Raw genomic sequence first — 19,622 nt, 5'->3', positions numbered from 1 at the left:
CCCCGGAGACCCGGGGCCACCACTTGTCTACTCGATGGGAAGAGAAGATGAAGATGATTGGACTGCGGCTTCCGGGTGTCCGCAGGACGGGAGCCGATGCCATCCCCGGCGAGGACGGGATCCGGTATTGGGAGGAAGATAATCCACACGCTCTCTACGAGGCGGTATCCGACGCCTGCTGGCTGTATCGCTACCGGGACCTGGAGTACAACCTGCGGCGCTTCGGGTGGCGCAGGGCCCGCCGGGCCGTTCTCGCGGAGGGGCCGCTGAGCAACCGCTGGCTCGACCGCGGGAGAGGTGAAGTCCGCCTGACGCGCCGGGGGCTCGAGGTGCGCTTCGAGAGCGCCGTGCAGACTATAAGCTGGAGAGAGCTCAAGGAGATGATCGAAGCCCGCCGCTCGTGAGGCGGGGAAACCCGGCCGTCCTGGCTTAGAATACCCGCATGCCGTATCGCTCGCCGCGGAAGATGGCTCCGGACACGCACGAGAGGTTGGAAAGGCTGGCCAGACGGGCGCTGAGGGACCCGGCCGGCTTCGTGCGCGGTCTCGTTCCGGGGGCGCGGGCTCGCCGGGAGATCTCGGCCCGCGACGCCCGCATCGCCGCGCTCGAGGAGGAGCTGCGGAGATGCGGGCTGCGGCCGCCGGAGGCTGCCTCGCCCGTCTTCTTCGTCGTCGGGTTCATGCGCTCGGGGACGACCTGGCTGATGCGGATGCTCGACGCCCACCCCGAGGTCCTCTGCCGGGGCGAGGGGCGCATCTTCGGCGCGGGATGGAAGCGCAAAGCCTTGAAGAAGAACGGCGTCGACCGCCCGGCGAGCTCGCTCTACGAGGCTCTGCTCGACGCGGAGTACCTGAGGCTCTGGGTCGAACGTTCCGTCTGGAGCCGCGACGGAGATCCGCGGGAACACATCGAAGCCATGACCCGCATGGCCGCGGGCTACTTCATGACGCGGGAGCTCTTGAAGAGCGGCAAGTGCCTCGTCGGCGACAAGTCCCCGCTCCTCAACGACCGGATGGTGCGTGAGATCTCGCGCATCTACCCCGAGGCGCGGGTGATCCACATAATCAGGGACGGACGCGACGTCGCCGTCTCAGCCGCCTTCCACCTCTGGAACTTCGGCAACGTGAAGGAGGGGACGGAGGTCGCCGAAAAGCGCGCCGCCTACCGCGCCGACCCGGAGGGCTTCGTCCGCTCCGGCAGGAGCATCTTCACCGGGGACCAGCTCCGAACCCTCGCCTCCGACTGGTCCTCCTACACGGGCGGCGCGGCGCAGGATGGTCCAGCCCTGCTCGGGGACCGCTACATGGAGGTGCGCTACGAGGACCTCGTCGCAGACCCTGAACGGCACATGCGGAGCATCTTCTCCTTCCTCGGTGCCGTCTCCGACGAGGAGACCGTCGCCGGGTGCGTCCGCTCGCAGAGCTTCGAGCGTCTCTCCGGCGGTCGCGGGCGCGGCGAGGAGGATGCCTCCTCGTTCTTCCGCAAGGGCGTGGCGGGCGACTGGCGGAGGCTCTTCACTCCGAAGGATCGTGAGATCTTCGAGGAGACGGCCGGCGAGACCCTCGCCCGGCTCGGCTACGAGCGAAACAGTAGCTGATGAGCCGGGTAAGCCGACTACTTGCCGGGTTCATGGTCCCGGTCTTGCGTGAGAAAAGCAGGAATCCTCGAGCTAAGATAAACCATGGCGTTGCAGCCAGGTGATCATGGTGTCTGCCGTCCACGTTGCAACCCCGCAGCCGAAGAAATCTCTATCCTCGGTGAGGATGGCTGCTTCGAGTGAAAGAGCGAGCGCGACCACCTGCCAGTCTTTCTCATCCCGTGGTAACCTGGACAGCGCTTCGCCCTTCGAACCTTCGTAGACTTCTTCTGGTACCTCCGTGACGCTGTGTTCCTTAACACGCAGGGCAGCGTCCCAAAAGCGCGCGGCAACCGGAGCGGGAAGCCCCCGGGATACCCGGACTTCGAGCCGCCTGGATACCTCATGCCGGGTCTCCTCCCACATCCGGGTGGGTACGTACAGATCGAGATTGGGGTTGGCGAGTAGTTCCAGTCCTCGTTCTCGAAGCAGCTCCGCGACGAGCGTGCTGGCGTCTATGACCAGGCGCAAGCTGCCCTAACTGCCCGGGCTTTCATGCTCGCGGGGCACCAGCTCCCGAACGAGTTCTTCTTCCGAGAGGCTGCTCTCGCGCCGCAGTTCTGCCAGACTTTCGCTCAGGTCGCGCAGAGCAGCGCGCAGCTCCTCCGTATCGCTCTTCTGCTTCACCGGGAAGTAGAAACCAATTACGCGGCCGTGCCTCCGTACGGCCAGAGGCTCGCCACTGGACAGGTAGCTGGAGGCGTGATCCCTGAACTCTCTCACTCCTACTTCTCTCACTAAACTCCTCGCATGGGGAAGATCTGACCAGATTATGGCCACATTGTGCCACAAAATATGCCGGTGGTCCACGATAGGTAGTTCTCACCTCGGACCCGGCTACGAGCGGTTCTGAGAGGCATTGATGCCTCGCACGGCTCTTTTCTATACTTCCCGATAATCCGAGGAGATCGCCGCTCTGATCCGGGCCGGGGGGATGAGGCGTACGGACGGGAAGCTTTCGGCAAAAGCTCTATCAGGAAAGGTCACACGCCGGTTCGGGTGGACCGATCTCGCGCTCCTGCCCATCGTCTTGTTCCTCTCGATCCCTTCCCTCGTATGGTTCAGGTACGAGTGGGTTTTAGCCCAGGATGCGGAACAATATCTCCTCGCCGGGTGGCATCTGGTCTCCGGCCGGGGCTACACCCTCATCAACGGGGCACCCTTCATCAAGAGAGGCCCCCTGTTCCCGGGCCTGCTGGGCGGGCTGATGACGTTCCTGGGACGGGATACCGGAACCCTGGCGCTCACCGTGCGTCTCCTGGCGCTGCTCAACCCCCTCCTCGCCTATCTGCTGGTCAGGCGGCTCGCGTCCCCCATCGCCGCGCTCGTCGCCGCCGCGGCCGTCACGCTCCTTGGTTACACTACGATAAACAAGCAGGCCCTCAACATAGACGCGGTGCTCATGACCGCCTACCTCCTTTCTTTGCTGGCGTTGATGCACGCCCTCCGGCGGAACACCCGTCTGTCGGCTTTCCTGTCCGGGGTGGCGCTCGGCGCCGCCATACTCGTCAAAGAGACCGCGTTCGTAAACCTTCCTCTGGCGCTGCTGGCGGTGCTTTTCTTCGGTTGGGGGTCGCGAAGGGCCTTCCTGCACTACCTCGGGGTGGTTCTGGCCTGCCTGCCGTGGTGGGCCTGGGTTTACGCCGCCAGCGGCCAGATATACCTGGTGGGGCGGCTCTCTCCCGATCTGCAGCGCCCGATGGCCCTGGGCGCGGCGGCGGTCGTCGTGCTCGTCGGGGTATCCGTTTTTTCCGGTGCCTTCGACCGGTTTCTCGCCGGCGGTCGCAGGCGATCCTGGACCGGCTAGAGCATTCTCGCTGTGTGGCCCGTGGTCGTCTTCTTGCTGCTGTCGAAGACCGGGGGCTCGGTGTTTCCGGAAGCATCGCTCGCCGCCCTGAGAGATTATTTCGCGAGTCACCTCGCGCCCTACATCGCGCTGTGGCCTCTCATGCCGGTGGCGGCCGGTTACGCCGTCTGGAGGGCCGTGAAGGGGGGCCGGATGTGGCGCGTGTTCTCCATCTCTCTGTTGTTCCAGGCTCCCATAGTCCTGTTCGTGACCCTGGAGGGATGGAACCAGAGGCAGTTTCTCATCCCGCAGACCCTCTTGCTCTGCGCGCTCGCCGTGCTCGTGACGGACGTCTTCGCCATCGTGGCACGCGATGTGAAGGCGAGGCGTTTCCCTGACTGGATCGCCGCCGTCTCGGCGTTGATCCTGGGTGCGTACCCGCTGGTGGTCGCCACGGAAGAAGTCCACAACCTGCTCTACGATCACCCCGTCAGGCCCTCCGGAGGCGGCAGGAGCGTCGTGGAGGCCACGAACATGGTGCGCTGGATGGAGAGGAACGTGCCTCCGGGGAGCATGGTTGTCACCATGCCGTTTCATGCGTCGTACCTCGTTTTCAAGGACGGCGGGCGCCACCGCTGGACGACCCTGGGGCTCGATCAATCCCCTCCGATCACCAACCCCACGGCTGCCAAGGGATACTCCCAGGACGTCGATACCGACACCATCTACCAGATCCCGCCGCGGGCCCTCTGGGTGATGATGAGCAGGGATGAATCGAACTGCACGGTGCTCTCTTATTCCATACCACACATAATGTATCAGTTGAGGAAGGAAAACGCCCGCTATCTGATGGTTGCCGGCGATCCCAGACTTACCGGGCTTATGGTGTCTTCTGACGGGCTGGTGGAGAGCCGGCTCTTCGTGAAGCTACACCAGGAAGGAAGGGATCAGGGAAACGCTGGTTTTGCGTTGCTGGAGCGCACCGGTGACCCTCCGAGGCCCGTTCCGACCTGGATGGGGGCGAGGACGATCCTGGGGCTCGTACGATGCGAGCGGGCCCGTGGGCCTGGGTACGAACGGAGGATAACTTCGAAGTTCCCTCAAGGGATCGTGCTCGTCCCCGAAGAGTCGCAGCCGGGGCTCGACGCCAGGGCGCGCGAGGCGCTCGAGCGGATCTACCGGGGGCGAGATCCTGCATTCGACCCCTGATCCTCTCTCTCAGGCCTTCCTCCAGAAGGCAGGTGAGATCAGGGCCAGAGCGGTGAACAGCTCCAGCCGTCCGAACAGCATGCACACCGTGAGCACTCCGCGGCCGAATGGATCCACCGCCGTGAAGTTCTCCGCGGCCCCGACCTGCCCCAGACCCGGTCCGACCACGTTGAGGGTGGCCGCCACCGCGGTGGCGGCGGAGACCATCGAGAGGTTGGGTTGGAAGGCCAGAAGCACGGTCGCCAGTGCGAAGACGGAGATCCAGGCCGCGAACAGCCCGAGCGTCGCCACGCGCACCCTCTCTGGGATCGTCCGGCCGCCTATGGTGAGCGGTGTCACCGCCCGGGGGTGCACCATGTGGAAGATCTCCTGCAGGTTGGTGCGCACCACGATCATGATCCTTATGACCTTTATGCCTCCGGCGGTGGATCCCGCGCAGCCTCCGACGAACATCAGGAGGACGAGGATGAACTTCGCCGCCCCTCCCCACTTGTCGAAGTCGGCCGTCACGAAGCCCGTGGTCGTCATGATGCTGGAGACCGTGAACGCCGAGTCTCTGAGCGCCCGGCCCCAGTCTGGACCATAGGTTCCGCCGTAGACCAGCAGTCCCCAGACGAGGATGGTGGCGCCGGCCATCGTGCCCAGGTAGACGACAACCTCCCGGCTGAGCAGCGCGTCCGGGCGACGCCGGGTGTAGAGGACGTAGTAGAGGGAGAAAGAGATTCCCGAGGCCGTCATGAAGAAGATCAGGACCGCCTCTATGGGCAGGGAGTGGTAGAAGCCGATGGAAGCCGACTTCGGGCTGAACCCACCCGTCGCCACGGTCGCGAAGGTGTGCACTACGGCGTCGTAGAGCGGCATGCCGGCCCCCAGCAGCGCGAGCGTGCAGGCGGCGGATATCGCCAGGTAGATGAAGATGAGCGACCGCGCGGTGTCTCCTATGCGAGGTGTCAGGCGGGTGCCGGTGAGCCCGGAGACCTCTGCTCCGAGGAGCCGGGAGGCTTCCGTCCCGAGGGCCGGGGCCACGGCGACGAAGAGGACCACGATCCCGACACCTCCGAGCCACTGGGTCATGCTGCGCCAGAAGAGGATTGAAGGTGTCTGGGCCTGGATGTGCGAGAGCAGCGTCGCTCCGGTGGTCGTGAACCCGCTCATACCCTCGAAGGTGGAGTCGAGAGGGTTTGTGAAGGTGCCCTGCATCAGGTATGGGATGCCGCCGAGCATCGCAGCGAGCACCCAGGCAAGGGTCACCGAGAAGTAAATGTCCCGGTTGGAGACGATCTCCCGCCCTCGGCCGGGCCGGCTGGTGAACCGGATGCCCGCGGCACCCGCCGCGATCATCGCCGCTGCGGGTACCAGGAAGCTCTCCCAGGAGCCGTCGCCGTAGAGCAGGGAGATGCCCAGAGGAACCAGCAGTGCCACCCCGATGGCCAGCACCACCCCCGCGTTGAGACGGACGATGAGCCTGATGTTCATCGTTCAGGCTCCGCCCGCACCATCCGGCCTCCCCCTTCCGACCGCCCGCCCGGCATGTCTAAGCGGCGAAGAGGCGCTCGACTTCGCTCACAGCTTTACCGAGGGCGAAGATCACCGCTTTGTCGCCGGCCCGGATCTCCTCTTTGCCGGTCGGTATGATGATCTCCCCGTCGCGCAAGAGCGCGCCGACGATGGCCCCTTCCGGGAAACCCACCTCCGAGAGCATGCTCCCGTCCACCGGACAGCCTTCGGGAACGCGCAGCTCCAGCATCTCGGCACCGCTCTCCAGGAGGGCCACGTTCAGCACCTCTCCTCGGCGTACGAACCGGAGTATCGCCTCGGCCGCCAGCGTCCTCGGCGAGATCGTCAGGTCTACCCCCAGAGCCTCGGCGAGCGGCGTGAACTCGCCCCGGCTCACCCCCGCGATGGTCATGCGCGCCCCGAGCTGGCGGGCGTACATGGCGGCCAGCAGGTTCGCCCGGTCGTCGCCGGTGACGGCCACGAAAGCGTCGGCGCGGTCCACGCGCTCCTGGAGCAGAAAGTCCCTCGAGATGCCTTCGTCGTGCAGCACGAACCCCTTCCTGAGTTGGGAGGCCACGTACCGGGCCCGGGCCTCGTCCCTCTCTATGACCCTCACCGACATGCCGACCTTCTCCAAAGCCAGAGCCAGCCGCAGGCCGATCCTGCCTCCCCCGTAGATGACCACCTCCCGGACCGGTGCCGTATCCGTGGCCACGGCCTTGACCGCCTGCGCCAGCCGCTGCCGGCTGCTGACGAGCAGGATGTGATCCCGACGCTCCAGCACGGTCTCGCCGTGCGGGACCAGCGCCTCCCCGCGCCGCACCGCGCCGACGACGAGGCTGCCCTCCGGCAGCCTCACCTCTTTCAGCGGACGCCCGATCGCCGGGGAGCCCTCCTCCAGGATGACTTCCGCCACCTCTATGGCCTCTCCGGCGAAGGTGTCCACGTTGATCGCCCCCGGCACGAGCAGGGCCTTCTTTATCTCCTCGGTGGCCGCCTGCTCGGTGTGGATGATGAAGTCTATGCCCAGCATCTTCTGGGCGAACGGCTCCTGCGGGTCATGATAGTCCGGGTTGTGGATGCGGGCCACGGTGCGTGGCACCCCCAGAGATCTGGCCGCCAGGCACGCGATGATGTTCACCTCGTCCGAACTACTCGCGGCCACCAGCAGGTCCGCCTTCTCGATCCCGGCCTCGGCCAGCATCCTGGGGCTCGCCCCGTTGCCGTGTATCACGAGGGCGTCCAGTTGCTCCGACGCACGCTCCACCAGAGCCCCGTCCTGCTCGACGAGGACCACGTCGTGCCCTTCCTGAGAGAGCATGCGGGCCGTGTTGAACCCTACCTCCCCAGCCCCGATGATCACAGTTCGCACCGCCTGCTCTTCCTTTCTACGAGCCAGGAGACACCAGGGGTTATTCTATATGCCTTCTGGTCTTTCTCTCGTGTACGATCCGAGAACGCCATCGGTGCCCGCTACTCTTGCAGTGGTTGCGTGGAGATGTCGGCTATACGGTATAGGTCGAGAGGGGACTTTCTGCGTCCACGAGGCTACGCACCAGTTTGCCAGACTTTGCGTCGCGGCACCCTCGGGTTCAGGGGGATTCAGGCGGGTGAGCGGATCCTCGACGTTCCGCATGCAATAAACTGCACTATCTCGGGGTGGTTCTGGCTGAGGTCGAATGGAGTCTGCCGTCTGCATCCGCAACTTACTCGCCGAACGTCGAAGCTACTGGTGAGTGATGTGGAGATACAGAAAGTGGCGGAAGTTGTTGAAAAGAAATTGTTTTATGGTTGCGTGCTCAATCGAAGCTATCGTTAGCCGTTGAGCAGATTTAAAGAACGCCCCCTTGATTCAAGGGGGCTACAATTCCTACATCAGCTTGTTTAGCGTCCTAGCAATTTTGCAGCAGCGTCCGCCACCTTATAGCGGCGGCTGTTCTGGTAATGAGCTAGTTTGTGCTGTAGTTGGGAGGTCTTTTGCTGTAGTCGAGAGATCTTTTCCCGGAGGCGTTTGATGTCTTCGCGAGCCTGTATCGTCTCCTGCCTGGCTCTGTTTACAGCTTCAACCAGCTCTTCTTCCCTTCTCAATAAGCGCAGAAGATCTAAGCGCCTTCCGAACATACGCGTGACCGCAGTGAGGGCTTTCTCTACTTCTTGGGCTAAAGACTCCGGGTAGAGCACCCCAAGGTTGCTCGTTCCCAAGGACGAGTTCAAATCGGCAACGAGACGAAAAAGGTATTTCCTCTCCACACTCTCCATGAAGTCAACGATCCCTGCTTGGACGAAAGGCCCCCAGGCATGACGACAGTCGTCCAGGATAGCCAGGGCCTCGGGATTTCTGCCGAATACCGCTTCTAAATCTGCACGTACTCCCTCTCTAGTGTGCAGCCCGTCTACATAAACCAAGGAAATTACACCATCGGAGGGAGCAGGGATCTCAACCTTTTTTGTCTTCGCCATAGTCCCCAGCTTCGCTCCAACCTGCGTAGTACCCGCGACACCTTCGAGGAAGTTAATCTTCTCTCTCTGCTTCTCAAAGCGAGCTAGTGCTTTATAAGCCACATCAAAAGGCTTTAAATCTTTTAGGGGCTCGAGGTTCACCCTCCCCTTCCACGTATCTGAGTTGGCGGTAAGCTCGTCCGCTATCGGCAAGTTTGGGTCGATGCACGTCACCTCTGCAACATTCGGATGGGAAGCGAAGCAGAAAGCAGAGGTCCCAACGAAGCTGCCGATCTCAACCACCGAAACTTTACGAGGAAGGGTTTCGAGAAAGTAGCCCAGGAATATTGCATCTACGGCGAAGATTGAACAGTTATCAAGCGGCTCCTTCGATAGCTGCGGGAAAGCCTCTAGAACCGTCCGCTTGTATTCTTCAACTGGAGCAAGGTAGCGGCTGGCGGACTGCTGTCCCCAGATGCTTTCAGGAAGTGCCATGATTCCTAACGCCTCCTCACCATTCATCAAGGTAACCGATGTCGGGGTGGTAGATACGGCCTAATTTTTCGGAATCCCAAGTTCGCATCCCGCTCTGCCCGTAGGAACGGCGCAAAGCCTCTACGCCGCTTCTATGTATCTGGAGATCCTGGCTAGCCGACAACTGGTGCCTGTGGTAATAGCCGAGTACGGCGGGCACAAACACCACTTCCTCCTCTTCGGTGACCAGGTGCAGCACCAATTCCCAGTCCTCGGGCGCGTAGGGATGTATCCGTTTGATGCCTCCCAACTCCAGCACTCGTAGCGCGTCCACGATAGAAAATGCGTCGATGTAGTTGCCTCCCAACAAACGCCAAGTCGGTGGCATGTTCGAGAGCACGTCGACCGCGTCGCCGTCCTTGACCTGTAACAAGGTGCCGTAGACCATCGCTGCGCTGGTTTCCTCTGCCGCGCGCATGAAAAGCGGCAAATTCTCCGGAATAAGCTCGTTGTCGGCATCCATCCTCAAAACGTGTCGATATCTCGACATTTTTAGTGCTATATTCCACAGTCTCGCCTGTCCGTAGTTTTCCTCCAAACACATAACCTTGATGCGCGCATCATTATAGAGGGCCTGGATACTCCTCAAGAATTTCTGCGAGCCATCGCGAGAAGCATCGTCCACGACAAGAATCTCTGCGTCGAATCCTTCTTGTCCTAAGACCCACAGTCCGTCCAGCGCACTACCAAGCGACCGGGGTAAGAAGGCCCTGTGGTTGTAGTTCGGGACAAAGATAGTAAGCCCTTCTGCCTTCTTTCGAGAAGGTATATTTAGTAGCTTTTCATCTACGGTGCTGGACTCTATGCGGCCCAAACTGACATAAAGCCTATTATCTGCTGGCTGCGCCGGCACGTTTATCCCTCCGGAAGGCTCCTTGTGATGTTTATAAGCCCAAACTATCAAAGAGCTCGGTCAAATGGTCCCTCAGCAAGCCTTTGGACAAATAGTATTCCCTGGCCTCCTCTAGCAGCACCCCGAACCCTTTGTTTTTTATTGCCTCTCCTAACTCCTCAACCGACGTAAAGACACCCGGTATGCCTGCACCGCGCCAGAGGTGAGCAGTTGCAGCGTCTACCTTACACGGTACACACCCAACTGTGAGGGCTTCGATGAAGCGTAAAGACTCGTAGTATGGAAACTCGTGATGTGAACTCCAAACGTAAAATTTTGTTTTGGAGAGCAACGCCGAGAGGCCCAAGGGACCGATGGTTCCCTGCCCCTCCTTGACAACTCCGCCCTTTGGCAAAAACACGACCCCTCGCGGGTTGAGCCCTTGAATAAGCTTCGCGGCCAACCTGGCACGCTCCTGTCTGAAATGTCCTACAAAGGCCCATGGGATCGGCCTTTCGTCGTTTATCCCACGTTCAAGGGCTTGCTTTTCTTCCAGTGTAGGGGCGTTGTAGAGAAAGAAGTACGGAACGTCAAAGTCGCTTTTAAGTTTTTCTTGTTGGGAGACGAAGCCGATGTCGATTACAGCATCATAAGAGAGGGGAAGCCGAAACTGCCTTTTGAACCACTCGATTTCCACTGCCTCCGCCAGTACCGCGATTCTTCTTTTGGCCTCCCTCATTCGCTTGAAGAGTCTCTTACGGTCGCCGATCTCGTATGCGCACTCCCAGGGATTGACGATCAGCAAGGTGCTCTCCGCTAAGCTTTTTTCATAGACATCGCGTACCCGGGCAGAATCCATAAGGTCCACCGATTTGCCCGAGTTTTCTAACGTTTCGTGCAGCTTTGTGGCGAGGCGGAAGTGAAAAGAACTGCCTCTGCTGGGATAGACGATCTTAAGGTTCTCTTCCTGCATGATCCGATAACGCAGCACCTACAGTCCGAACCCCCCAGCTTTAGGGGGCCTATAGATGTGACCAAGTTTTTGTAACTTAAGTGCCATAACCCTTGGCTAACCTCAGCTTCCTATTGCGCTCCAACTTCACATCAATAGTGTATAGACATAGACTATGATTATGATCCTCCCTACCTTCAGTGTCTATGGCCGGGGAGGTTAACCAGAAGGTTCGGGGTGTTGGTGCGGCAGCTTCGCTTGGGTAGGGGTTTGGCCCAGGAGAAGCTGGCGGAGTTGTGCAGGTTGCACCGCAACTACATTGGTGGGCTTGACCCCGGAAGGCGGACACATCAGAGTTTCAGATGTGAACGTCAGAGAAGGGAGTCCCAAAGGTGCCGGAAGCAACACCCCCTATACACCAGAGTTCAAAGCAGAGGCCGTTCGCCTTGTCCGTTCTACTCCAGACAAACCCGCCTCCCAGATTGCCCGCGAGCTTGGTGTTTCGGATAACGCCCTTAGAACCTGGGTTAAGCACTCGGAGATAGATCAGGGAAAACGTCAAGGCTCACTACCGAGGAGCGCGAGGAGCTAAGGAAGCTCCGTAAAGGGGGTAGAGTTCTACGTCAGGAGCGGGAGATACTGAAAAAGCCGCGGTGGGTTCAATCGGTGAGCGCAACGGCCCTGGCCGGTGTAGCAGCCGGCGTGTCGTAGCCTAAAGTCTCTCGCGGACGGGTGTTGAGCTTGAGCCCGATTTGGTCGAGATCGGCTTGGTCGTGCACGGAGAGGTCGGTCCTCCTTGGCAGGTACTGCCTGAGGAGTCGTTGGTGTTTTCGCTCGTGCCACGCTGCCAGGGGTTCCTGGGTCGAAGAAGTAGACACAGAGACGTCGGTGGCTAGGGGGCACTTCTTGTGTGCGGCTATCTCTGGGCCCCTATCCCAGAGGTGAGGGTGTCGATCATGGTCCTGGGCAGCCGCCTTATCTGCTCACTTATGGCCGCAACGACGCTCTCGGTGTCAATATTCTTCACCGAGCCTTTCACGGTCCACCGGGATCTCGGACCACTCTTCCCCAGAGAGCTGTCGCCTGACGCCTCCCTCCCGGATACTGCGCTCGTAGGGATCGGACGGAATCGCCCCGGCGCGTTGCTTGGTGAAGACGACGCCGTGTTCGTCGACCGTCCGGTGTGATCTTTTGAAGAGTTGTTTGAAGAGGTGTTCCAGACGACGGGCCGCGAGGGTGGGTCCCTCGTCCTCAGATAGAAAACGTGCCGGACATATAGGCTCGTGCGGGACGAGCACGCCGGGCAACCGGTTCAGAAGCTGGCGGCAGAGCGTCGCCCCGCTACGTGGCGGCCTGACCAGCACCACATTCTGCTCGTACATGATGGAGGGACATTATCAAAACGCCACGATTTTGTTAGGGTACGTAGTGGTGGAAATCGAAAAGAAAAGGGCCGTTGAGTAAACAACTGATCATCGCGGGCTTCCATCGCAGCGGGACTTCGCTGACGGCGCAGCTTCTGCACCGGGCGGGTCTCTTCCTGGGCTACGAGATGCTCGAAGCCAACCCTTCGAACCCTTACGGCCACTTCGAGGACCGGGAGGTCGTCGATCTGCACCAGCAGATCCTCGGCGACAACGATCTCACCTGGCAGGTCGCCGGGCCGCTGCTCCCGGTGGTCGGAGAGGCCCGCTGGCGGTGGCTGCGCGAGATCGCCGAGCGCCGCAACGCGGAGCACCGGCTGTGGGGTTTCAAGGACCCGCGGGTCTGCCACTTCCTCGGGCTCTGGAAGTACGTCCTGCCCGACGCGAAGGTGCTCGTCGTCTACCGGCACTTCGCCGACTCGACCTACTCGCTCGCCCGGCGCCACGCGCAGAACCTCTTCGACGGCGAGGGACCCGCGGAGTTGCACCGCAGGTTCTGGAGTGAGCCGGACCTCGCGCTCAGGATGTGGCTCGCGGGCAACGAGGCGCTGCTCGCGTTCGCCCGCACCCACCCGCAGGACACGATGGTCGTCTCGATGCGGATGCTGCAGGACGGCTTTCCCCTGATCCGGGCGCTGGAGCGGCGCTGGGGCCTCGGGCTCTCGGACGTGCCCGTCGGCGAGGTCTTCGACACGGGTGCCACGACCAGCCGCTCCGGCAGGCAGCCGGTCTCCGACCGCGGGCTCATCGGGCGGGTACGTGCAGTCTGGCGGGAGCTGGAGGCCCTGAGCAGGAGGACGGAAGCGATGCTTCTTGGGGAGATGAGAGATGCCCGAAGATGAGTTCTATACCCCGACCGAGCTGGACAGGCTCCGGATGGAGAACGAGCTTCTCGCCTTCGAAGTCCGCTACCTGAAGGCGAGGCTGAACAGCGGTGGAGGGGGGACGGCGGGCACCCCATCCTCCGTCTCGCTCAGCCGCCTCTCGCAGCTCGAGGCCGCGGAGACCGACCTCAGGCTGCTGCTGCGGAGGATGGCCTCGAGCCCTCTCGCTCCGGCACTCAGGCTCAACGGCAACTTCAGGACGCTGGAAGATCGTTATCTCAGATCCCCTCACCCGGAGGAATCCTCGCCCCGGCGGGTCGCCTACCTGGAGGGTGCCGAGCGGGACCTGAAGCTGCTGCTGCGGAGGATGGCCTCGAGCCCCCTCGCTCCCGCCCTGCGCCGCAACAGGAACTTCCGCACCCTGGAAGAGCGCTACCTGTGAGCGGTCCGGTGCAGGAGGCCGGGAAGCGGGGTGCGGCGCTCGGGCGGCCGGTGGCGGTCTACGCCGGGCGCTACCGGGACCGGGTGGAAGGGGCCGGGCTCCCCGAGGGTTGCGAGGTGATGGGGGAGTGGGACGTGCTCCCGCACCGCCTCTCGGGGGTTTTGCGCCGCGCCGGAGCCCTGGTCCTCCTCGACCTCCTCTCCTTCCCCTACGAGGCGATGCCCCGCGGACGGTGGGACGTGCCAGTGGCCGCGGTGCTGCCTCAGGAGCACGACGAGGAGTTCCTCGTGAGCGTGCTGGAAAAACCGCTCTTCGAGCGGCTCGGGTTCTTCGACCTCGTCGTAACCGCCGACGATGCGCTCTGGGAAGCCCTCGGCGTGCGCTACGGGTGGGCGGCCTGCCAGCGGATACGGCCGGAGAGCGAAGACCCGGCGGGTGTTGCCCGGGAGGTGTGCGGGATGCTGCTGTCCGAGGAGGGGGCGGAGCTTCCTTCCGGCAGAGGGTCTTACGAGGCGCGGGAGTACTGGCGCAGTCGGGGGGAGAGGTTCGCGCGGGAGGTTCCCCACCGGGCCATCTGCAGCGCCGCGCACGGCCGGGCCTTCAACAAGGCCATCCACGGGGTGCAGGCCGCCGCCCTCGAGCCGCAGCTCGCGGCGGTCCGCTCCGCGCGGGCGGAGGATCTGCCGCTGGAGGTGCTCGAGGTCGGCTGCGGGGTCGGGCGGTGGGCGGCGAGCCTGGGGCGGCTCGGGGCCCGCTATACGGGGCTGGACGTAAGCGAGGCGATGGTCGGGGCGGCCGGGGAGAACTTCCCGTGGGCGCGCTTCGAGGTGCTGGGAGACGATCTCGAATTCCCCTTCGAGGACGAGAGCTTCGACCTGGCGTTCACCGTCACCGTGCTGCACCACAACCCCACGGAGATCAAACGGAGGCTGCTCTCGGAGATGTGGCGGGTGGTGCGCCCGGGGGGGAGGCTCGCCTTTCTGGAGGACTTCGTCGGGGTGAGGCGCTCGGATGACGAGACCGTCTACCCGATGTCCGTCTCCGCGTTCGTCGAGCTCCTCGTCGGGGTGAGCGGGGGGGAGGCGACGCTGGAGCACTTCGAGTCCGTGAAGTACCCGCACGACGACTTCCACCGGGGCGGGCTCATGGTCGTCTCCAGGCTGGGGGTGCCGCGGCGATGGTGAGGAGGGTCTTCGTGATCTCGAACGACATCGTGCCGGCCCAGGAGATGCCGGTCGCAGCCCCGGGGTTGAGGGCGTTCGGGCTCGCCGAGGGGCTGCGGGCGCACGGCTTCGAGGTGAAGACCGTACTGACGCGGGGGTTCGCCGAGCGGCAGTGGTTCAGGTTCGGGAGCGCCGTCCCGCATCCCACCGCGCCGGATACCGTGGTGGTGGCCGCCCGGAGGCTCGCGGGGTTCCTGGAGGCCAACTCCCCGGCGGTTGCGATCATGATCAACTCGAACCAGGCCGACCACCTGCGCCCCGTCGAAGGCGTGCGCTACGTGCTGGATTTCTTCGCCCCCAAGATGCTCGAGACGCTCTACCAGCGGGGCGAGGAGTACCCGGCCGAGGAGCTCGAACTCCTTCGGGAGCGCAAGCTGCGCGCGATCCGGCTCGCCGACGCCTTCATCGTCAACGGCGAGAAGAAGGTGCCCTACTTCCTGGCCTGGCTCCTGCAGGCCGGGCGCGACGTAAGGCACCTGCCGTTCGAGGTGGTGAACATGTGCGTCCCGCTCGCCTTCGGGGGTGGGGAGCCGGAGATGCGCGAGGGGGTGCGGTTCGCGATCGCGGGCTACCTGCAGCAGTGGGGCACGCTCGGGGCGTGGGTCGGGGAGCTGGAGGGACGGCTCGCCCGTCCGGGGGTGAGCCTCGATCTCCTCACCCCCTGGCACTGGGGCGGGAACGTCGAGCGCACGCACGCCTCCAAGGGGGACCTGGACCGCATCGCCGCCCATCCTTCGGTCACGGTGCACGGACAGATGCGCTTCTCGGACTTCAGGAGGTTCCTCACCGGGGTAGACGTCGCGGTCGACCTCTTCGAGCACAACCTGGAGCGGGAGTACGCGATGGTGACCCGCTCGGTGGTGGCGCTCGCGTGCGGGGTGCCGGTCGTTCATCCACCCTTCACGGAGGTCTCACGCATGATCTCACGCTACGACGCCGGATGGCTCGTCGACCCGGCGAGACCGCGGGAGGTCGGGAGGGTCTTCGATGAGATCATCGCGAACCCGGAGGAGGTCTACCGCAAGAAGAAGAACGCCCGCACGCTCGCGCGGGAGCTGGTCGATCCGGAGGTCGCGGTGGAGCCGCTGGCGCGCATCCTGGAGGGGATCTAGCGTGGCACGAAGGTGGCGCAGGATCTACTTTCTCACCCCCACCTTCACCCCGGTGGGTGGGGTGGTGAAGATCTTCGACTACGTAAACCACGCGCTCTCTTTGGGCTACGAGCCGGTCATCTGCTGCCCGGAGACCTACAAGCCCACGATGCCCCTCTTCCGCAACGAGCGGTTCTCCGGCATCTCGCCGGAGAACGGCATCAGGTTCACCGACCTGGAGAAGGCGGCCGTCGGGCCCTTCGAGCTGGCGTTCGTCTCCTGGCCGGAGCATTACGAGATCGTCGAGCGGAGGATGAGCCGCTGGACGCTGCACGAGCAGGTGATCTGCATCGTGCAGAACGTCCGCTGGGCCAATCCTAAGTTCACGGGGGGATACGCCCTGAGGCTCCTCACCCGCCCGATGGCCCGCATCATGACCAACGAGGTGGTGCTGGAGGCGGTAAAGCCATACCTGAACACCTCATCGCTCAACGAGGTGATCCCGCTGGGGCACGACGTCGGGTTCTTCCACCGGGAGCGCTCCGGGGGGCTGGGTTCCCCGGTGCGGGTCGGATATACGACATGGAAGTCCGACGTCGGGGACAGGGTGGCGGGGATCCTGGACGGGCGCGGCTTCGAGTTCCGGGCCGTCCGCGACCCGGTCGGCTGGGACGAGCTCAGGGCCCTCTACCACTGGGCGGACGTGTTCCTGGCGACCCCGCTCGCCGAGGAGGGGTTCTACATGCCGGGGCTCGAGGCGATGGCCGCGGGCGCGATACTGCTCACGCCCGACGCCGGAGGGAACATGGCCTACTGCCGCTTCGGCGAGAACTGCCTCGAGGTCGCCCTCGACGACGAGAAGAGCTACGTGCGGGCGCTCGAAGCCCTGCGCCGCATGAGGCTGGAGGAGATGGAGCGGTTGCGGCAGAATGGGTACGCCACGGCGGCGAGGCACACCCTGAAGCAGGAGCGGGAGGGGTTTGCGCGTTTCATGGAGCATCTGGAGGAGAGGCTGAAGCGAGCCGGGTAAGATCTACACGAAGGGGGAAGGCGGCAGGGTTGTTTCCGGATTTTCTATGCATAGGAGCGCAGAAGGCGGGCACGACGTGGCTGGACCGCAACCTGCGGGCGCACCCGCAGGTCTGGCTGCCCCCACTCAAGGAACTCCACTACTTCGACGTAAGGATGGGTGATCCGCGGCACGTGATACCTTTCCTGATGCAGAAGGTTTTCGGGGATCGTCCGGAGGACGTCAGGTGGCGCGGACAGGTGCGGGCGCGGGCCCGGAGACACCGGAGAAACTTCAGGCTGCAGAACGTTCTCTGGGACATCAACTACTACTTCAGGCCCCCCAGCGACGGGTGGTACGCCTCGCTCTTCGAGCCGGGGCGGAAGAAGATCACCGGGGATATCACGCCGGGGTACGCGATCCTCAGGCCGTACATGATCTCGCGCGTCCACCGGCTGATGCCGGAAGCGAGGATCATCTACATGATGCGCAACCCCATAGAGCGGGCCTGGTCGCACGCGATGATGAGCTTCGACAAGGGAGAGCGAGGCCGGACGGAGCCGGGAAGAGACGAGGATGTGCTCGCCGAGTTCCGGCGCAGGGACTCCCGGCTGCAGACGGATTACCTGGGTGTGCTCGAGAACTGGGGGGAGTACTACCCGCCGGAGCGGACTTTCGTCGGCTTCCTCGAAGACGTCCACTTCCATCCCGAGCGCCTGATGCGGGAGGTGTACGCCTTCCTGGGGGTGGACCCCGACGCCGGCTACGGGGTCAGGAAGGAGAAGATCCACACCCGCTCCTCCGAAGCTATGCCCACCCGCATGGCGGTGCACCTGGCGAAGACCTACCGCGACCTGATCGAACGTCTCGACGAACGCTTCGGCGGGTACGCCTCCTTCTGGCGCTACTGCGCCGAGAGGCTCATAGAGAGTCCCCCCGAAGGGGAGACGATCACCTACCCGCTGTACGAGTCCGTGTTGTGGGAGGAGTGGCCGGGGAAGAACGCCTTTCAGAGCGGTCCCCTCTCCGGCGTCTCCCGCCAGAGGCACGGGTGAGCGCCGTCACCTCTCGTCGTCCGTCAGGGCCACGAGCGCGAGGATGAGGGAGCCGAAGAGGACGGCGCCGGCCTGCACGAGTAGCCCGGCTCCTCCAGGGCTCCAGAGCGTGTTGGGGGAGAAGGGCAGGGGGGGCTCGCCGGAATCCAGCATGGTAGCCGAGACGTAGGCCGCCAGCAGCAGGACCCCGACTGCGGCTATCGCAACTGCGTAACGGTGGTTTCGCAAGGGCGGTCGCTCACCTCCATGTACTCTGGTCGTATACCATGCCTGAACGGGTACGGCGCACTCCACCGCGAGGTTGCGCGGCGGCGCGGCCGCCGGGGATTCTAGCAGTTCATGTGGATGGGTTTCCCCAGCGGACTGCGATACCATTTCGGATGGCGGGGCCTTCTTCGGGAGGAGGCCGGCGAACGTGGCGAGAGGAGGTCGTCGAGAAGGTGGCGCACTACGATTACCTGGTGATAGGGGGCGGGATGACCGCCGACGCGGCCGTACGCGGCATCCGGCAGCTGGACGAGGGGGGCACCATAGGGATATTCTGCGGGGAGGACGTACCCCCCTACGACAGGCCCCCGCTCTCGAAGGGACTCTGGCAGGGTGACCCGGTCGATGGCATCTGGCGTGACACGCAGGATATCGGGGGGGTAGAGCTGCACCTCGGGGTGCGGGCGCGGGCGCTGGATCTGCAGGGCCGGCGCGTCACCGACGAGCGGGGTCAGGAGCACACCTTCGGGAAGCTGCTTCTGGCGACGGGAGGGACGCCGCGCCGGCTGCCCTCCGGCGGGGACGAGGGCGTGATCTACTTCCGCACCTTCGCGGACTACGAGAGGCTGCGCGACCTGGCGGAGCGGGGAGAGCGCTTCGTGGTCATAGGCGGGGGGTTCATCGGCTCGGAGATCGCGGCGGCGCTCGCGATGAACGACCGTCGGGTGACGATGGTCTTCCCGGAGGACGGGATCGGGGCACGCACCTTCCCGTCCGAGCTCTCCGGCTTCCTCAACGACTACTACCGGGAGAAGGGCGTCGAGGTGCTCGCCGGGCAGACGGTCGAGGGCATCGGAGATCGCGGCGGCAGGAAGGTGGTGCGTACCTCGGACGGCAGGGAGATCGAGGCCGACGGCGTCGTCGCCGGGCTCGGGATACGCCCCGAGACCTCCCTGGCCGAGGCGGCCGGGCTCGAGGTGGACGACGGCATCGTCGTCGACGAGCACCTGCTCACCGGCGCGCCCGACGTCTACGCGGCGGGTGACGTCGCCCGCTTCTACAACCCCGCGCTCGGGAGCCGGCTGCGGGTCGAGCACGAGGACAACGCCAACACGATGGGCCAGCAGGCCGGCTGGAACATGGCCGGGGCCGGAGAGCCCTACCACCACCTGCCCTTCTTCTACTCGGACCTCTTCGAGCTGGGCTACGAGGCCGTCGGCGAGCTCGACTCCACCCTCGAGACCGTCTCCGACTGGAAGGAACCCGGCCGCGAGGGGGTCGTCTACTACCTGCGTGACGGACGGGTGCGGGGGGTGCTGCTCTGGAACGTCTGGGATCATGTCGAGAACGCCCGTGCCCTCATCGCCGAGAAGGGGCCCTTCTCCGCGGATGACCTCAGGGGGCGGCTGCCGGAGGGGTGATCTTGAGCGACCTGACGCCGGGTGATTAAATGCCCTCCGTG

General features: G+C 63.7%; 21 protein-coding genes. 12 read left to right on the top strand and 9 right to left on the bottom strand.

Features of this window, described 5'->3' with window-relative positions; genetic code table 11:
* The first annotated feature begins 47 nt into the window (after positions 1-47).
* Both AC6EKW_RS07470 and AC6EKW_RS07465 read left to right on the top strand, forming a co-directional pair.
* A complete protein-coding gene (locus AC6EKW_RS07470) occupies positions 48-404 on the top strand; it encodes a hypothetical protein (RefSeq protein WP_273888023.1) in 357 nt (118 codons plus the stop codon).
* Positions 405-490: 86 nt separating this feature from the next.
* Complete coding sequence (locus AC6EKW_RS07465; protein ID WP_498514070.1) at positions 491-1,597, top strand: sulfotransferase family protein; 1,107 nt, start codon at positions 491-493, stop codon at positions 1,595-1,597.
* A 72-nt stretch (positions 1,598-1,669) separates the two neighbouring features.
* Here AC6EKW_RS07465 and AC6EKW_RS07460 read toward each other — a convergent pair whose 3' ends face one another.
* The gene (locus AC6EKW_RS07460) at positions 1,670-2,107 is read right to left on the bottom strand and encodes a PIN domain-containing protein (RefSeq protein WP_273888025.1); all 438 of its coding nucleotides are present in this window, start codon (positions 2,105-2,107) and stop codon (positions 1,670-1,672) included.
* 6 nt (positions 2,108-2,113) lie between these two features.
* Positions 2,114-2,359, bottom strand: a complete 246-nt coding sequence (locus AC6EKW_RS07455; RefSeq protein ID WP_498514069.1) for a hypothetical protein — start codon at positions 2,357-2,359, stop codon at positions 2,114-2,116.
* A gap of 211 nt (positions 2,360-2,570) precedes the next feature.
* Between AC6EKW_RS07455 and AC6EKW_RS07450 the strand changes: the two genes are divergently transcribed.
* Complete coding sequence (locus AC6EKW_RS07450) at positions 2,571-3,443, top strand: glycosyltransferase family 39 protein (RefSeq protein ID WP_498514068.1); 873 nt, start codon at positions 2,571-2,573, stop codon at positions 3,441-3,443.
* Positions 3,444-3,503: 60 nt separating this feature from the next.
* The gene (locus AC6EKW_RS07445; protein WP_498514067.1) at positions 3,504-4,631 is read left to right on the top strand and encodes a hypothetical protein; all 1,128 of its coding nucleotides are present in this window, start codon (positions 3,504-3,506) and stop codon (positions 4,629-4,631) included.
* Positions 4,632-4,640: 9 nt separating this feature from the next.
* Here AC6EKW_RS07445 and AC6EKW_RS07440 read toward each other — a convergent pair whose 3' ends face one another.
* The 5 genes from AC6EKW_RS07440 to AC6EKW_RS07420 all read right to left on the bottom strand — a co-directional run bounded on the left by AC6EKW_RS07440 (position 4,641) and on the right by AC6EKW_RS07420 (position 10,906).
* Positions 4,641-6,107: a TrkH family potassium uptake protein gene (locus AC6EKW_RS07440; RefSeq protein WP_273888029.1), complete on the bottom strand. Its 1,467-nt coding sequence runs from the start codon at positions 6,105-6,107 to the stop codon at positions 4,641-4,643.
* Positions 6,108-6,165: 58 nt separating this feature from the next.
* Positions 6,166-7,500, bottom strand: coding sequence for a Trk system potassium transporter TrkA (gene trkA, locus AC6EKW_RS07435; protein ID WP_273888031.1), 1,335 nt, complete (start codon positions 7,498-7,500; stop codon positions 6,166-6,168).
* A gap of 512 nt (positions 7,501-8,012) precedes the next feature.
* Entirely contained in the window at positions 8,013-9,062 is a 1,050-nt protein-coding gene (locus tag AC6EKW_RS07430) for a class I SAM-dependent methyltransferase (protein ID WP_498514066.1), read from the bottom strand.
* Between the two features lie 16 nt (positions 9,063-9,078).
* A complete protein-coding gene (locus AC6EKW_RS07425; RefSeq protein WP_498514065.1) occupies positions 9,079-9,954 on the bottom strand; it encodes a glycosyltransferase family 2 protein in 876 nt (291 codons plus the stop codon).
* A gap of 31 nt (positions 9,955-9,985) precedes the next feature.
* The gene (locus tag AC6EKW_RS07420) at positions 9,986-10,906 is read right to left on the bottom strand and encodes a hypothetical protein (protein ID WP_498514064.1); all 921 of its coding nucleotides are present in this window, start codon (positions 10,904-10,906) and stop codon (positions 9,986-9,988) included.
* A 301-nt stretch (positions 10,907-11,207) separates the two neighbouring features.
* Here AC6EKW_RS07420 and AC6EKW_RS07415 point away from each other — a divergent pair, with 301 nt between their 5' ends.
* Entirely contained in the window at positions 11,208-11,477 is a 270-nt protein-coding gene (locus AC6EKW_RS07415) for a transposase (RefSeq protein ID WP_498514128.1), read from the top strand.
* A 421-nt stretch (positions 11,478-11,898) separates the two neighbouring features.
* On the opposite strand, the gene AC6EKW_RS07410 is transcribed toward AC6EKW_RS07415, so the two are convergent.
* The gene (locus tag AC6EKW_RS07410) at positions 11,899-12,267 is read right to left on the bottom strand and encodes a hypothetical protein (protein WP_498514063.1); all 369 of its coding nucleotides are present in this window, start codon (positions 12,265-12,267) and stop codon (positions 11,899-11,901) included.
* 74 nt (positions 12,268-12,341) lie between these two features.
* Between AC6EKW_RS07410 and AC6EKW_RS07405 the strand changes: the two genes are divergently transcribed.
* Genes AC6EKW_RS07405 through AC6EKW_RS07380 form a run of 6 tightly spaced genes read left to right on the top strand, consistent with a single transcriptional unit; the run spans position 12,342 to position 17,953 of the window.
* On the top strand, positions 12,342-13,151 hold the full coding sequence (locus AC6EKW_RS07405) for a sulfotransferase (protein WP_498514062.1): 810 nt from the start codon (positions 12,342-12,344) through the stop codon (positions 13,149-13,151).
* Positions 13,138-13,575, top strand: coding sequence for a hypothetical protein (locus tag AC6EKW_RS07400; protein ID WP_498514061.1), 438 nt, complete (start codon positions 13,138-13,140; stop codon positions 13,573-13,575). Before AC6EKW_RS07405 ends, AC6EKW_RS07400 begins: the two co-directional genes overlap by 14 nt.
* Complete coding sequence (locus AC6EKW_RS07395; RefSeq protein WP_498514060.1) at positions 13,572-14,759, top strand: class I SAM-dependent methyltransferase; 1,188 nt, start codon at positions 13,572-13,574, stop codon at positions 14,757-14,759. The genes AC6EKW_RS07400 and AC6EKW_RS07395 overlap by 4 nt, the downstream gene beginning before the upstream one ends.
* Positions 14,760-14,770: 11 nt before the next feature.
* Entirely contained in the window at positions 14,771-15,910 is a 1,140-nt protein-coding gene (locus tag AC6EKW_RS07390) for a glycosyltransferase (protein ID WP_498514059.1), read from the top strand.
* A 1-nt stretch (position 15,911) separates the two neighbouring features.
* A complete protein-coding gene (locus AC6EKW_RS07385; protein WP_273888042.1) occupies positions 15,912-16,919 on the top strand; it encodes a glycosyltransferase in 1,008 nt (335 codons plus the stop codon).
* A gap of 29 nt (positions 16,920-16,948) precedes the next feature.
* Complete coding sequence (locus tag AC6EKW_RS07380) at positions 16,949-17,953, top strand: sulfotransferase family protein (RefSeq protein ID WP_498514058.1); 1,005 nt, start codon at positions 16,949-16,951, stop codon at positions 17,951-17,953.
* 6 nt (positions 17,954-17,959) lie between these two features.
* Here the strand turns inward: AC6EKW_RS07380 and AC6EKW_RS07375 are convergent, their stop codons facing one another.
* Complete coding sequence (locus tag AC6EKW_RS07375) at positions 17,960-18,181, bottom strand: hypothetical protein (protein WP_273888044.1); 222 nt, start codon at positions 18,179-18,181, stop codon at positions 17,960-17,962.
* Positions 18,182-18,393: 212 nt separating this feature from the next.
* Here AC6EKW_RS07375 and AC6EKW_RS07370 point away from each other — a divergent pair, with 212 nt between their 5' ends.
* Entirely contained in the window at positions 18,394-19,581 is a 1,188-nt protein-coding gene (locus AC6EKW_RS07370; RefSeq protein WP_498514057.1) for an NAD(P)/FAD-dependent oxidoreductase, read from the top strand.
* The last annotated feature ends 41 nt before the right edge of the window (positions 19,582-19,622 follow it).

Source organism: Rubrobacter sp. M3-4 (genome assembly GCF_059772285.1).
Note: the sequence above shows the minus strand (reverse complement) of the source record. Positions and strands in the feature narration are given on the sequence as shown.

What these genes read in the sequence shown, in the direction of transcription:
- AC6EKW_RS07430 (WP_498514066.1), bottom strand. Translation starts at nt 9,062, where the DNA reads ATGGCACTTCCTGAAAGCATCTGGGGACAGCAGTCCGCCAGCCGCTAC.
- AC6EKW_RS07440 (WP_273888029.1), bottom strand. Translation starts at nt 6,107, where the DNA reads ATGAACATCAGGCTCATCGTCCGTCTCAACGCGGGGGTGGTGCTGGCC.
- AC6EKW_RS07400 (WP_498514061.1), top strand. Translation starts at nt 13,138, where the DNA reads ATGCCCGAAGATGAGTTCTATACCCCGACCGAGCTGGACAGGCTCCGG.
- AC6EKW_RS07410 (WP_498514063.1), bottom strand. Translation starts at nt 12,267, where the DNA reads ATGTACGAGCAGAATGTGGTGCTGGTCAGGCCGCCACGTAGCGGGGCG.
- AC6EKW_RS07420 (WP_498514064.1), bottom strand. Translation starts at nt 10,906, where the DNA reads ATGCAGGAAGAGAACCTTAAGATCGTCTATCCCAGCAGAGGCAGTTCT.
- AC6EKW_RS07450 (WP_498514068.1), top strand. Translation starts at nt 2,571, where the DNA reads ATGAGGCGTACGGACGGGAAGCTTTCGGCAAAAGCTCTATCAGGAAAG.
- AC6EKW_RS07470 (WP_273888023.1), top strand. Translation starts at nt 48, where the DNA reads ATGAAGATGATTGGACTGCGGCTTCCGGGTGTCCGCAGGACGGGAGCC.